The sequence below is a fragment of the Micromonospora sp. NPDC005087 genome, from assembly GCF_042872965.1.
GTDB lineage: Bacteria > Actinomycetota > Actinomycetes > Mycobacteriales > Micromonosporaceae > Micromonospora.
Genome location: NZ_JBIALB010000001.1, coordinates 386,487 through 399,790 on the forward strand (window position 1 = coordinate 386,487; position 13,304 = coordinate 399,790).

General features: G+C 72.6%; 10 protein-coding genes. 4 read left to right on the forward strand and 6 right to left on the reverse strand.

Going from position 1 to position 13,304, the window contains the following annotated elements; genetic code table 11:
* Positions 1–10: 10 nt before the first annotated feature.
* A complete protein-coding gene (locus tag ACFYPS_RS01790; protein WP_387322280.1) occupies positions 11–3,475 on the reverse strand; it encodes a ThuA domain-containing protein in 3,465 nt (1,154 codons plus the stop codon).
* A gap of 217 nt (positions 3,476–3,692) precedes the next feature.
* Between ACFYPS_RS01790 and ACFYPS_RS01795 the strand changes: the two genes are divergently transcribed.
* Positions 3,693–5,939: a hypothetical protein gene (locus ACFYPS_RS01795; RefSeq protein ID WP_354962362.1), complete on the forward strand. Its 2,247-nt coding sequence runs from the start codon at positions 3,693–3,695 to the stop codon at positions 5,937–5,939.
* A gap of 15 nt (positions 5,940–5,954) precedes the next feature.
* Here the strand turns inward: ACFYPS_RS01795 and ACFYPS_RS01800 are convergent, their stop codons facing one another.
* Positions 5,955–7,514 carry an NAD(P)/FAD-dependent oxidoreductase gene (locus ACFYPS_RS01800; protein WP_354962361.1) on the reverse strand — a complete coding sequence of 520 codons (1,560 nt, stop codon included), beginning with the start codon at positions 7,512–7,514 and terminating at the stop codon, positions 5,955–5,957.
* Between the two features lie 189 nt (positions 7,515–7,703).
* Between ACFYPS_RS01800 and ACFYPS_RS01805 the strand changes: the two genes are divergently transcribed.
* The 3 genes from ACFYPS_RS01805 (at position 7,704) to ACFYPS_RS01815 (ending at position 10,061) form a co-directional block, all read left to right on the forward strand.
* Positions 7,704–8,939, forward strand: a complete 1,236-nt coding sequence (locus ACFYPS_RS01805) for a hypothetical protein (protein WP_354962360.1) — start codon at positions 7,704–7,706, stop codon at positions 8,937–8,939.
* Between the two features lie 94 nt (positions 8,940–9,033).
* Positions 9,034–9,606: a GNAT family protein gene (locus ACFYPS_RS01810; protein WP_354962359.1), complete on the forward strand. Its 573-nt coding sequence runs from the start codon at positions 9,034–9,036 to the stop codon at positions 9,604–9,606.
* Between the two features lie 41 nt (positions 9,607–9,647).
* Positions 9,648–10,061, forward strand: coding sequence for a type II toxin-antitoxin system Phd/YefM family antitoxin (locus ACFYPS_RS01815; RefSeq protein WP_354962358.1), 414 nt, complete (start codon positions 9,648–9,650; stop codon positions 10,059–10,061).
* A gap of 50 nt (positions 10,062–10,111) precedes the next feature.
* On the opposite strand, the gene ACFYPS_RS01820 is transcribed toward ACFYPS_RS01815, so the two are convergent.
* The 4 genes from ACFYPS_RS01820 to ACFYPS_RS01835 are packed head-to-tail and all read right to left on the reverse strand — an operon-like array spanning position 10,112 to position 13,204.
* Positions 10,112–11,179: an ABC transporter ATP-binding protein gene (locus ACFYPS_RS01820; RefSeq protein WP_354962357.1), complete on the reverse strand. Its 1,068-nt coding sequence runs from the start codon at positions 11,177–11,179 to the stop codon at positions 10,112–10,114.
* Positions 11,176–11,991, reverse strand: coding sequence for an ABC transporter permease (locus ACFYPS_RS01825; protein ID WP_172899115.1), 816 nt, complete (start codon positions 11,989–11,991; stop codon positions 11,176–11,178). The genes ACFYPS_RS01820 and ACFYPS_RS01825 overlap by 4 nt, the downstream gene beginning before the upstream one ends.
* Entirely contained in the window at positions 11,988–12,785 is a 798-nt protein-coding gene (gene modA, locus ACFYPS_RS01830; protein ID WP_354962356.1) for a molybdate ABC transporter substrate-binding protein, read from the reverse strand. Before modA ends, ACFYPS_RS01825 begins: the two co-directional genes overlap by 4 nt.
* A complete protein-coding gene (locus tag ACFYPS_RS01835; RefSeq protein ID WP_354962355.1) occupies positions 12,782–13,204 on the reverse strand; it encodes a TOBE domain-containing protein in 423 nt (140 codons plus the stop codon). Before ACFYPS_RS01835 ends, modA begins: the two co-directional genes overlap by 4 nt.
* Positions 13,205–13,304 lie beyond the last annotated feature (100 nt).

Here is a 13,304-nt window from a genome sequence, read left to right on the forward strand (position 1 = left end):
CGCTCGACGGTCAGTTGACCGTGATGGTCAGGTTGGCTGAGCGGGTCTCCCCGCTGGTGTAGGTGGTCGTGACCCGGGCGGTGAAGGTCCCCTTGCGCGGGTAGCTGTGGCCGGTCGACCGCAGCGTCGCTCCGTGCGTGACGGCGCTGTTGTCGCCGAAGTCCCACGCGTAGTCGGTGATGCTCCGCCCGGACGGCGCCGTCGCGGTGGCGGTCAGGGTGGTGGTCAGCGGCGCGGTGCCGCTGCCGGGGCTGGCCGCGAGGGAGAGCGACCCGCCGGGCTCCTGCTTGACACCGGCCCCGTTGAACCGCAGCCAGTCCAGCGAGAGCAGGTCCGGGGTGCCGCCGACCTGGGCGGCGTTGACGAACCTCGCGTACAGGGTGGTGGTGCCGGCGGGTTTGTTGGTCAGCGTGACGGTGGGCGAGACCAGGTTGTCCCATCCGCCGGTCGATCCGATGGTGGCCCTGCCGATCAGCGTGCCGGTGGGTGAGCCGGTTCGCAGCTCGATGTCGCCGCCGACTCCGCCGTTGGTCACCCCGAGCGTCGCCGAGCCGATGTTGCGCAGGTCCACCGGTCCGTACGCCGCCCAGTCGTTGTGGTCGACGTCGCCGAGTCGCTTGCCGGCGCGGGCGGTGGGCCGGTCGTTCACCGTGATGCCGGACTGGCCGCTGAGGTGTTCGGCCTCCTTGCTCTTGGGCTGCAACTGCGCCCGGGTCGAGCCGGTCAGGGCCGGTACGCCGCCGGCCGCGCCGCCGTCGGTGTACTGCGCGGTGACCACCGTGTAGAGGTTCTGCCCGGGTCCGTGCCCGTCACCGGCGTCCGCCTCGGTGGCCAGCAGGCCCGAGCGGCCGGTGTAGTTGTCCAGCGGGTGGGCGTGCGAGTCGTGGCCGAGCTGGGTCTGCACGGTCACCTTCGCGCAGTCGATGGTGGCGTCCTCCGGGTCGGTGACCGTCACCGTGTACGGAATCTTGTCGCCGAAGTCGAAGAAGCCACCGTCGGGCACCGTGATGGTCACCGTGGGCCGGGTGTTGCCGACCACCACGTCGGTGACCGCGCTGGCGGTCAACCCGTTGCCGCTGTTGCGTACGGTCAGCCGGGCGGTGAACGTCCCCGCCGACGGGTAGGTGTGGCTCGGGTTGGCGGCGGTGGAGTCGGTGGTGCCGTCGTTGGTGAAGTCCCAGGCGTAGCTGAGCGCCGAGCGGTCGCCAGCGGTCGAGCCGGCCGAGGAGAAGGCCACGGTCAGCGGAGGGCGCCCGCTGTCCGGGTTGGAGGCGATCTTCGCGGTCGGCGGCCTCCCGTTCGCCACGTAGTCGATGCGGTAGATGCCCGCCCCGGCGTTGCTGCCGCCGCGGCCGCTGCCGGTTCCCTCGCCGAAGTCGATGACGTAGAGCGACCCGTCCGGGCCGAACTCCGCCTCGAAGGGCTGGATCCAGGTCATGTTGCCGAAGATTCCGTTGATCGACTGGAGGTCGCCCACGGCGGTGGGCCCGAAGCGCGCGTTGGTGAACGTCTGCGCCGTCCTGTGGATCGAGAGCGTCTTGAACCACTTGCGGGTGAACTCGTAGGTGATCCACTTGCCGTCGAAGTACTCCGGGAACTTCGTCGTCCGGGTGTTGGCCGGGTCGTGGTCGTAGACCGGACCGCTCATCGGCCCGCCCCCGCCGGTGCCCACCTCCGGGAACTGGCTGGAGGCGGAGTACGCGTACCAGACCAGCGCTGGCTTCGCCGCCGGCAGGGTGGTCAGGCCGGTGTTGTTGGGGGAGTTGTTCACCGGCGCGGCGCAGTTGAACTTCGCCCCAGGGGTGCTGGTGGCGAAGTTGTAGTCGTTGAACGGGATGTTGTTGCCCACGCAGTACGGCCAGCCGTAGTTGCCGGCGGCGGTGATCCGGTTGAACTCGACCATCCCCTCCGGACCGCGGTTGGGATCGGCGGCGCGGGCGTCCGGGCCGTAGTCGCCGACCAGCAGCGCGTTGGTGTGCGGGTCGATGGTGATCCGGAACGGGTTGCGCATGCCCATCGCGTAGACCTCCGGGCGGGTCCTCGCGGTGCCGGCCGGGAACAGGTTGCCGCTCGGGATGGTGTACGTCCCGTCCGCCTGCGGGGTGATCCGCAGGATCTTGCCGCGCAGGTCGTTGGTGTTGCCGGCGGTGCCCTGGGCGTCCCAGGCGGCCCGTCCGGCCTGCTCGTCGATCGGCGTGTATCCGCTGGAGGCGAACGGATCGGTGTTGTCGCCGATGGCGGCGTAGAGCCGCCCGGCGGCGTCCATGGTGAGCGAGCCGCCCATGTGCGAGTTCGCCCGGCCCACGCCACGGTAGGTGGGGATCGTCAGCAGCCGCTTCTCGGAGGAGAGCGCCACGCTGTTGTTGGCGACCGTGAACCGGGACAGGTTGAGCTGTTTCAGGGTCTTGTCGGACCAGAGCAGGTAGATCCAGCCGTTGCTGGCGAAGTTGCGGTCCAGGGTCATGCCGAGCAGACCGTCGGACTGGTCGGTCATCGCCGAGGTGTACGCGAGGTCCAGCAGCGTGGTGACCTGGAGGGTGTCCTGGTTGACGACCTTCAGCGCGCCGGTGCGCTGGATGTAGTAGACCTTCCGGTCGGGGGCGACGGCCAGCTCGAACGGGTCGGCGAGGTTCTCGGTGACCAGTCCCACCCGCTCGAAGGTGCCGGTCTCGGAGGCCGAGCAGTCGCCGGCGACCGCGCCGGCGGCCCACTCGATGCCATAGCGGAGGTGCTCCAGGAACGCCGGTTCACTGAACCGGGAGCTGGCGTGCCCGCCGGCGGTGAACCAGGAACGGCCGCCGTCGTAGCGCTGACACCAGGAGTACGCGTGGTCGACGCCCTCGTCCAGCCCGCTGATCCCGTCCCGCACCTTGATCTGCGCGAGGGTGTGCACGTTGCCGGTCGGGTTGGTCCGCCAGTTGTACCACTCCTCGCTCTGCTCCCACAGCTCCGGCAGGTTCCGCGTCGAGGGGTGCGCCCGGTCGAGGACCTTCACCCGGCCGGGGTAGGTGCCGCCGGTGGCGGAGAAGTCGGGGTGGAAGTCGAAGATCGTGCCGACCAGGCCCTCGTACCAGGGCCAGTCGCGTTCACTGGCCGAGGCGGCGTGCAGGCCGGCCCAACCGCCGCCGTTGCGGACGAATGTCTGCAGGGCCGCCCGCTGGCCGGCGTTGAGCAGGTCACCGGAGGCGGGTGTGGAGTTGGTGTTGTTGAACACCAGGGCGTCGAAGGTGGCGAGGTTGGCGTCGGTGAACGCGCCCGCGTCGGTGGTGGCCACGACCTCGAAGTTGTGGGCGGTGCCGAGCTGCTGGATCGCGGCGATGCCGGCCGGGATCGAGTCGTGGTAGAAGTTGGTGATCTTGGAAAAGACCAGGACCCGGAAGCGGGGGGCGGCCTCGGCGGGCAGGGGGGCGGTAGTGCTCAGCACGGTGGCGACGGCGAGCAGGGCCAGGCAGAACGCGCGCAGGGTTTTGGGCATGGGGGCGCTCCCTGTCGGACGGTGAGGGTCGGAAAGCGCTTTCTCGCTGCCCGCATCACGGTACTGACAGCCAGTGATGACCGTCAATAGCCTAGAGGTAAGCGGTTTCCTGCCTCCGAGACCGGACGCCGGGGTGCCGTGGCACCGGGCCCATCCGGGCCCCCGCCCGAAGGGCGTCCCGGTCGATACTGTTGGCTCCGCTGACCGGGAGATGTGCATGCGGCGATTCCGTTACTCTCTGGCCACGGCCGCGCTGACGGCCGCGCTCGCCGTCGTCATCAACCTGACCACCGCCCCGGTCCACCTGCCGTCCTGGGTGTACACGGCCATGTGGATCCCGTGTGCCCTACTCGTGTTCGCGGCGGCGGTGGTGGAGTGGCGGCGCGGCTCAGAAGAGCCGCAGCTTTCGGCGGCGGAGCAGCTCACGGCGGCAGCCGACGTACTGGCCCAGGCCACCCTGTCGCTGTGGTCGAAGCAGTCTGCGGCCTGGGGCATCGAAACGACCGCCGACCCGGTGCGGGTCACCTGGCACTGGGACCACCAACGGTCGCTGCCGATTCACGAAGTGTTCGACCGCCCCGGTGGGAAAGCTCGCCGGGCTCCCCGCCGTCGAAGCGCCGATCGCCGGAACCAGGTCGAGGACGGTCGCGGCGAACAGGGCGTGGTCAGCGACCTGCATGCGGACCTCTACCGGCGGATCCAGCGCCAGCAACTGCTCCTGCTCGGCCCGGCCGGTAGCGGGAAGACCGCGGCGATGCTGATGCTGCTGGTCAGGGCGGCCGAGGAGTGCGTCCAACCGATCATGACAGGGGGGCACGCCGGCACGCCGGTGCCGGTATGGGTGACCCTGGGCAGTTGGCACCCGGGCGAGAGGTCGCTGCTCGACCACGTGGTCAGGGAGATGGAGACGAACTTCCGGGCTCTTCGGCACCCGCGTTACGGCGCGGACGTCGCACGCCGCCTGATCGAGAAAGGACAGGTGGCGCTCTTCCTCGACGGCCTCGACGAGATGCCGGCGGCGGGGCAGCGGGCCGCGCTCACCGCGATCGCCCGTGAGGCTGCTGGGCTGCGGGTCGTACTCACCTCCCAGATCGAGGGGTACGACCGTGCGCGCGCCGGCGGACGGCTGCCCCGCCCGGTCGTCCTCCAGCTCGACCCGGTCGAGCCAGACACCGCCGCCGAGTACCTGCGCCGTGGCCACGACAGCGACCGGCAACGTCGGCTCTGGCGGCAGTTGACCGACCATCTGCGCAACCACCCCGACTCGCCGGTAGCGGAAGCCTTCGCCAACCCCCTGATCCTGAGTTTGGCCCGGGACGCGTTCGACGGGCCGGACGGTGGGGCATCCGACCCAGCTGAGCTGGCCGAGCTGTCGTCGGTGGCGGAGGTGAAGGCCCGCGTGATCGGCCAGTTCCTGAAGCGGGCCTACCCGGCCGGTTCCGGCCCGCGCGGCCGACGCGAGCGGCGGCGGAACCGGCGTCACCTGTTCTACCTGTCCTGGTTCGCCCACCACCTCCAGGGACGCCGCGACCTGCGCTGGTGGGAGATCCCGACCTGGATTCCCTTCGGGCCTCTGTCGATCGTTGTCGGCTTCGGAATCGGACTGCCGACGGCCGTGCTGGCTGGGACATGCGTGGCGTTGGCCAACGGCACCAGGGCCGACATACTGCTGGCTGTGCTCGGCGTGATCTTCGGCGCCGCCGCCACCGCAGGCGCGTGTGTTCTGGGATCTAAGCCCCCCGGCCCGGCACCAACCCCCGCTGACCCGATCGGCATGGACCCGCGGTGGCCGACCAGGGCGGAACTGCGCACGCTGTGGCTGCTCGGATCGGGTCCACCGCTGACCATCGGCGTAGCCACCGGACTTGTCCTCGGCCCGTTCGCCGGGGTGCTGCTCGGGTTGACGCTGATGGGCCTCTCAATCGTCGGCACGTCGATCGGTCGATCCAACGTGACATTCGGCCTGCTGGGCATCTGGCTGAAGCCGTTGGCCGACTCGCCGGCGAGCACCCCGGACGGCATTTACCGGGCCGACCGCCGCCGCACCGTGGTGACCGTGACTTCTGGCATCGTCCTCGGCGGAGTCCTGTTCGCGCTGTTCAATATCGTGGATCCGCCTCGACCCGGGATGGTGTCGGTCGGACCGGAGCTCGGCATCCTGCTCGGGATGTCGTACGGCATCTTCAGCGGCCTCGGCCCGGCGGTCCTGACCGGGTTCGCTCAGATCGTGTTGCTGCTGCGTGGGCGTCCGCCGGTTCGGTTCCCCGTACTGTTTCGAGAGGCGCTGCGACGGCAGGTGCTGCGCCAGGCCGGTGTGGTGTACCAGTTCCGGCACGCCGAACTCCAGGACCACCTGGCCGCCGCCTACCAGCGACGGCAGGATCCAGGCACGATACGCCGGCCGCCGGCGCCGGGGGCCGGCGGCGAAACCGCGGCGAGCCCCGGTGTCCGCGTCAGGCGGTGAGCCGACAGCCCACGGTCAGGCCAGCGGCACCTGGGCTGGCCGGTCCTCGTCGCCGACGTGGCGGGTACCCGCCGGCGCGGTGATCGGGGCCGTGACGATCCGGCTCGGCACCACCGGCGCGTCCCGGCCCGTGCCCCGCCGTCCGTCGCCGCCGGACGACTGCTCGTGGTAGTCCTGCTCCACGTTGACCGACCAGACGTCGTGCGTACTGCCCGTGGCGATGTTCTCCGCCGTCAGCATCGCGGTGAGCATCGAGTGGTCCTGGTTGTTGTAGCGGTGCATGCCGTTGCGACCCACCGGGTGCACGTTCGGCACCTCCTCGGCCAGCCAGGCCCGGATCACGTCCACGTTGTGCTCGTATCGCTCGTCGTACACCGGGTACGCCTTCGGCATCCGCACCACGTAGCCGGCCTCCACCACGCCCGGCCGGGCCAACCCCAGCCGCTCCAGCTCGGCGGTGGCCAGCGCCACCAGCTCGGCGTCGGGGGTACGCCACATCTCGTCGTCCTCGAAGACGAAGTACTCCAGACCCAGGCAGGTGCGGCCGTCCTTGACCAGGTACGGCGACCAGGAACCGAAGTTTTGGATCCGGCCCACCCGCGCTCCCGGGTCGTGCACGTAGATCCAGTTGTCCGGGAACGAGAACTCGGCCGGCACCACCAGCGCGACCGTCAGGAAGTCGCGGTAGCGCAGGTCGGCGGCGCAGGCCAGCACCTCCGTCGGCGGCGCCGGCCGCAACGCGGTCACCAGCTCGGAGATCGGCATCGACGAGATCACGTGGTCGGCGGCCTCAGTGCGCTGCCCGCCCGCCCCGTTGACCGTCACGCTGACCGCCCGCCGTCGCGCCGGGTCGCGGTGCACCGCGGTGACCCAGGTGCCGGTCGACACCTCGCCGCCACGGTGGCGGACCTGCTCGGCGCACCGCTCCCACATCATCCCCGGCCCGTACTTCGGGTACTGGAACTGCTCGATCAGGCTGGTCACGTCCGTGCGGAACCGCCGGGGCAGCACGGCGTTGCGGATGGCCTTCGCCAGTGACAGGTTCTTGATCCGCTGCGCGGCCCAGTCCGCCTGGAGCCGATCGGCCGGCATTCCCCAGACCTTCTCGGTGTACGTCTTGAAGAAGATCGAGTACAGCCGCCAGCCGAACCGGGCCGACACCCAGCCCTCGAAGTGCGACTGGTCCCGGGGCGGGCGCAGCCGGGCCCGGGCGTACGAGCCCAGGCAGCGGGCCGCCTCCGGCAGCCCCAGGTTGCGCAGCGCGTTCGCCGCGCTGAGCGGGTAGTTGAACAGCGCCCCCCGGTAGAAGATCCGGCTCATCCGGGGCCGGGTCAGGAAGTCCTCGTCCGGCAGGATCTCGTGCCAGAACGCCTCCACCCGGGGCACCTTGGTGAAGAACCGGTGCCCGCCGATGTCGAACCGCCACCCGTCGCGCTCCACGGTCCGGCTGATCCCGCCGACCACCTCGTCCGCCTCGAACACCCGGACCGGCAGGCCGTGCCGGAGCAGCTCGTACGCCGCCGTGAGGCCCGCCGGCCCCGCGCCGATGACCACCGTGCCGTGCTGCTCGCTCATGCCGCCGCGCTCCCTGCTCACCGCTGTGGTTGAGGCGCGGCGCGTACCCGTTCTGCGGCGGACTTCACCCGCGCGACCGCACCGGTATGTGACGGTTTCGGCTCCGGCGGCGCGCGCGGCGGCGTACAACGGGAAGAGTGGCGCCCCCGCGCGGAGGGTGGGCCGGGGCGGACCGGGGGAGCGGGGCGGATGCGCCGGTGGCGGAGCGGCCGGGGGCGCGCGAGGGCGCTCGCCCCCCGGCTGGCCGCGACGGCCCGGGCCGGGGCACGGCTGGCCCGCCGGGTGCCGGCCCCCTGGCCGTACCTGCTGGGCCTGTTCCTCGGCGCGAAGCTGCTGCTCACCCTGGTCGGGCTCCTGGTCCTGCACGCCTGGGACGGCGTTCCCGGCGCGCCGCCGGCCGACGAGGCGTTGATGTGGGCGCAGCAGCGGGAGATCTCCGGGCACCGGTGGATCTCCTTCTGGTTCGCCTGGGACGCGCTGCTCTACCTACGGCTCAGTGAGCTGCCGCTGACCGGGCCGTGGCGGGACTTCGGCTTCCCCCTGCTCTACCCGTTCCTGGCCCGGCCGGTCGGCGCGCTGCTCGGCGGCGACAACGCGCTGGCCCTGCTGCTGATCAGCAACGTCGCGTTCCTGCTGGCCCTCTGGTACGGCTACCGACTGGCCGAGCTGCTGCTCGGCGACCCGGACGGGGCCCGCCGGTTCACCCGCTACCTGGTGCTGCTGCCCACCGCGTTCCTGTTCCAGGCCGCGCTGACCGAGTCGCTCTTCGTCTGCCTCGCGCTGGCCGCGTTCTACTACGCCGAGCGCCGTCGGTGGCTCCTGGTCGGCGTACTCGGCTACTTCCTGGCGATGAGCCGGTCGGTCGGCCTGCTCGTCGCGCTGCCGCTGGCCCTGGTGCTGCTCCGCCAGCACGATTGGCGGCTCGGCCCGCGCGCCCTGCTCGGTTACCTGCGGATCGGCTGGCCGTTGCTGCTGCTGCCCACCGGGTGGTTCACCTTCATGGCGTTCTGCCGGTGGCGGGGCGGGGACTGGTTCGCCTACCAGCACGCCCAGCAGGTCGGCTGGGGGATCGAGGTGCAGAACCCGCTGCCGGTGCTGCTGGACGGGCTGGCCGGGGAGCCCCGCGACGCCGCCCGGGTCTGGTTCGCCGTGGCCGTGCTGGCCGTGCTGATCGCCGGGTTCCGCCGACGGGAGCTGCCGTACCTGGTGTACGGCGTGCTCATGGTCCTGGTGCCGCTGTCGATGGGCCCGGCGGTCTACAAGAGCCTGCTGCGCTACCTGCTCGCCGCCTTCCCGGTCGCCCTGGTGCTGGCCCGCTGGGCACGCCGCGCCACCGTCGACGTGTGGCTGACCGCGGCCCTCGCCCTGGTGCAGGGCGCGCTGTTCGTGCTCTGGCTCAGCTACTGGACCCACATGATCATTTGAGTGGCGCCCGAGCGCGCCCCGCGCTGGGTCCGGCCGGCCGGCCTGTGCGAACCTGCATCCCGACGACGTCCGAACCGCACCCCGTGGAGGCACCGTGTTCGCCCTGCCGCTGACCGAGGAGGTCGAGCTGCGCCCGCTGGACCCGTGGCGGGCCGAGGAGTTCCTCGCCAACCTGGACCGGGCCCGGGAGCACATCCAGCCCTGGGTGTCGCCGTCCTTCGTCGCCACCGACCTGCCCTCGGCCCGGGCGGTGCTCCAGCGGTACGCGGACCGCTGGGCCCGCGACGCCGGCGGCATCTGGGGCCTGTGGTGGCGCGGCACGCTGGTCGGCGGGGTCATGTTCGTGTCGTTCGACGCGGCGCTGGGCGTCTGCGAGGTGGGCTGCTGGGTGGAGCCGTCGGCGCAGGGTCGGGGCATCGTCGCGCCGGCGGTCCGCCGGATCGTCGACTGGGCGGTTCGCGAGCGCGGCATCCAGCGGGTGGAGTGGCGCACCAACGCCGACAACGCCCGCAGCATCGCGCTCGCCCGCCGTCTCGGCCTGCGCCACGACGGCACGCTGCGGCAGGTCTACCCGGGGCCGCAGGGGCGGATCGACCTCGAAGTCTGGTCGGTGCTGGCCGACGAGTGGCTGGTCGGGCCGGCCGTTGCGCAGTCCACCGTCCACTGACGACGGCGGGTTCTGTCGTACCCGGACGGCACCATGCATCCATGGCCGTCCCCGCGCTCACCCCGCACCCCGATCCGCCGCGCTCCGTGCCGCTGCGCGAGGCGCGCACCCGGTTCAGCCAGCTCGTCGCGCTGGCCGAGCTGACCGACGCGGTCACCGTCGTCACCCGCGACGGCGATCACCGCCCGGTCGCCGCGATCGTCCCGGCCGCTGCCGCCCGCAGCGGCGCACAGGCCCGCGCCGACGCCGACCGGCTCGCCGCGGTCACCGCGGGCTGGGCCCGTCGCCTCGACGAGCAGCACCGGCGCAGCAGTCACCGGCACGCGGCCGAGCTCGGTGCCGTTCGCGCGGCACTGGCCGAGGTGTGGGCCGAGCTGGACCGCCGTGTCGTCCCGGGCAGCGACCCGGCGCTGGCACGGCTGCGCGCCGCGCACGCCGACCTCCTCGCCGGCTGAGCCGTCCCCGCCGGGCCGCCCGGCGGACGACGGGGCACCGCGACCAGGTGTCAGCCGGTGGCCGGGTAGGCGTGCGTCTCGGTCGCCTTGACCGCCACCCAGACCTGCTGGCCGGGGATCAGCCGCAGCTGGGCGGCGGCGGCCGGGGTGACGTCCGCGGCCACCCCGATCGGCCCGTCCAGCTGCACCCGCACGTTGTCGCCGTGCCGCTGGACCCCGGCCACGGTGCCCGCCCAGGTGTTGCGGGGGCTGCCCTCCGGTCGGCGCGGGTGCAGGGCCACCGCCGCCGGGCGGAAGGCGACGAACGCCTCCCCGTCGAGGCGGTCGGCGACGGTGAGGGTCAGCTCCGGTGCGACCCGCACCCCGTGCCCCTCGGCCCGCCCCCGATAGAGGTTCAGCCCGACCAGGCGGGCCACGTAGTCGGTGCGCGGGCGGGCCGTGACGCTGGGGCCGTCGCCCTCCTGCACCACCCGTCCGCCCTCCACGATGACCAGACGGTCGGCCAGCGCCAGCGCGTCCAGCGGGTCGTGGGTGACCAGCACCGTCGCCCCCGGATGCGCGGACAGGTGGCGGTGCAGCTCCGCGCGGGTGTCCAGCCGGGTGCGGGCGTCCAGTGCGGCGAGCGGCTCGTCGAGCAGCAACAGCGATGGCGTGACGGCCAGCGCGCGGGCCAGCGCCACCCGCTGCGCCTGCCCGCCGGAGAGCTGCCGGGGCCGGCGGTGCGCCTGCTCGGCCAGCCCCACCCGGCCGAGCCAGTCCCGGGCGGTGGCCCGCGCCGCCCGACGGTCGACGCCGTGCCTACGCGGCCCGAAGGCCACGTTGTCCAATGCGCTGAGGTGCGGAAAGAGCAGATAGTCCTGGAAGACTACGCCGATCGGCCGGCGTTCGGTGGGCACCCAGCGCCGGCTCGCCGGCCGGTCCAGGTCGGCGCCGCCGAGCGTGACGTGCCCGGCGCTGAGCGGGTGCAGCCCGGCCAGCGCGCGCAGCGCGGTGGTCTTGCCGGCGCCGTTCGGCCCGAGCAGCGCGACCACCTCGCCGGGCGCGACCCGCAGCGGCACATCCAGCCGGAAGGCGCCCCGGTCGACGACGAGCCGGGCGTCGAGCAGTGACGCGGTCACGGGCTGGTCATCCAGCGGTCACGTAACGCGGCCAGGATGACCACCGAGACGGTGAGCAGCACCAGGCTGAGCACGATCGCGGACTCCAGGTCGGTCTCCAACGCCAGGTAGACGGCGAGTGGCATGGTCTGCGTCCGGCCGGGATAGTTGCCGGCGAAGGTGATCGTGGCGCCGAACTCGCCGAGCGCCCGGGCCCAGCAGAGCACCGCGCCGGCGGCCAGCCCCGGTGCCACCAGCGGCAGCGTGACGTGGGTGAAGGTGGTCCACCGGCCGGCGCCCAGCGTCGCGGCGGCCTCCTCGTAGCGGTGGTCGGCAGCGCGCAGCGCCCCCTCCACGGCGATGACCAGGAACGGCATGGCGACGAACGACTCGGCCAGCACGACACCCGCGGTGGTGAACGGCAGGGTGACGCCGAACGTGGCGTCGAGCCACCCGCCGAGCAGCCCGCGCCGGCCGAAGACCAACAGCAGCGCCACCCCACCGACCACCGGCGGGAGCACCAGCGGCACGGTGACCAGGGCGCGGACCAGTCGCCGGCCGGGGAACTCGACCCGGGCCAGCAGCCAGGCCAGTGGCACCCCGAGCAGCAGGCAGAGCATGGTGGCCAGGGTCGCGGTCTGCACCGACAGCCGTAGTGCGGTCAGCGCCCCCGGCTCGGTGAGCCGCTGCGGCAGCGTCGTCCACGGTGCCCGCACGACCAGCCCGGCCAGCGGCAGGACGAGGAAGAGCAGCCCCAACCCGGCCGGGATCAGCAGCGCCGCCGGCACCCGGCCGCGCCGCCGGGGCACGGCGGTGTCGAGGACCCGGCTCACGGGGCCTGGAAGCCCGCTTCGGCGAGCACCGCCTGCGCCGGCGCCGAGCGCACGTACGCGACGAAGGCCTGCGCGCCCGCCCGGTTCGGCGCGTCCTTCAGCGCCACGATCGGGTAGTCGTTGACCGCCCGCGCCGACTCGGGGAACTCGACGCCGGTCACGTCGGCGGTCGCCGCGCTGGCGTCCGTGCGGTAGACCAGTGCAGCGTCGACCTCGCCCAGCTTCACCTTGGCCAGCGCTCCCTTGACGTCCTGCTCCAGGGTGACCGGCGTCAACGCGACCCCAGCCGCCTCCAGCGCCGACCGGGCAGCCGCGCCGCAGGGCACCTGGTCGGCGCAGAGCGCCACCTTCACGCCCGGCCGGGTCAGGTCGGCCAGCCCGGTCACCCCCCTCGGGTTGCCCCGGGGCACCGCGATCACCAGCTGGTTGCGGGCGAAGGTGCTCGGCGTGCCGTCGGCGTTGCCCGCCTCGGTCACCGTGGTCATGTTCCGCGAAGCGGCCGAGGCGAACACGTCGGCCGGTGCGCCCTGGTTGATCTGGTTGGCCAGGGCGGAGCTGCCCGCGAAGTTGAACGTCACGGTGCTGCCCGGGTACGCGGCCTCGAAGTCCTCGCCGATGCGCGTGAACGACTCGGTCAGCGATGCGGCGGCGAACACGGTCACCGCGCCGGTGACCCGATCGTCCCCGGTGGTGCCGTCCGGCGTCGGGTCGTCGCCTCCGCCGCAACCGGCCACCGCCAGCCCGGCCACCGCCACCAGTACGGCCACCGCCGTACGCACCGCCCGCGCCCTCATCCGCCCGACCTTCCCCTGGCCGGGGCGGGTGCGGCCCGCTCCACCACCACCGTGGTCGACTTGATCACCGCGACGGCCACCGAGCCGACCCGCAGGTCAAGCTCGTCGACGGCCTCCCGGCTCATCAGCGACACGATCCGGAACGGGCCCGCCTGGATGTCGACCTGCGCCATCACGGTGTCCTTGCGTACGTCGATGACGATGCCGCGCAGCCGGTTGCGGGCGGAGGAGAGCTCGGCGCCCACGGCCGGATCGGCGGCCTGGGCGCGGGCCAGACCCGCCAGGTCCGCGCCGTCGATGACCCGATGGCCGTGCGCGTCGCGCCCGGCGGTCAGTCGCCCGGCGTCCACCCAGCGGCGCATCGTGTCGGCGCTGACGCCCAGCAGCTCGGCCGCCTCGCCGATGCGAAACATCGTCACCGGCCCACCCTAGCCCTCGCATCTGCGAGCGGAAAGACCGGAAGGGGTTGCGTTTTACGTCTCCCTGTCCCCGCTCGCCGGGAGGCGGACGGGCCCGGCG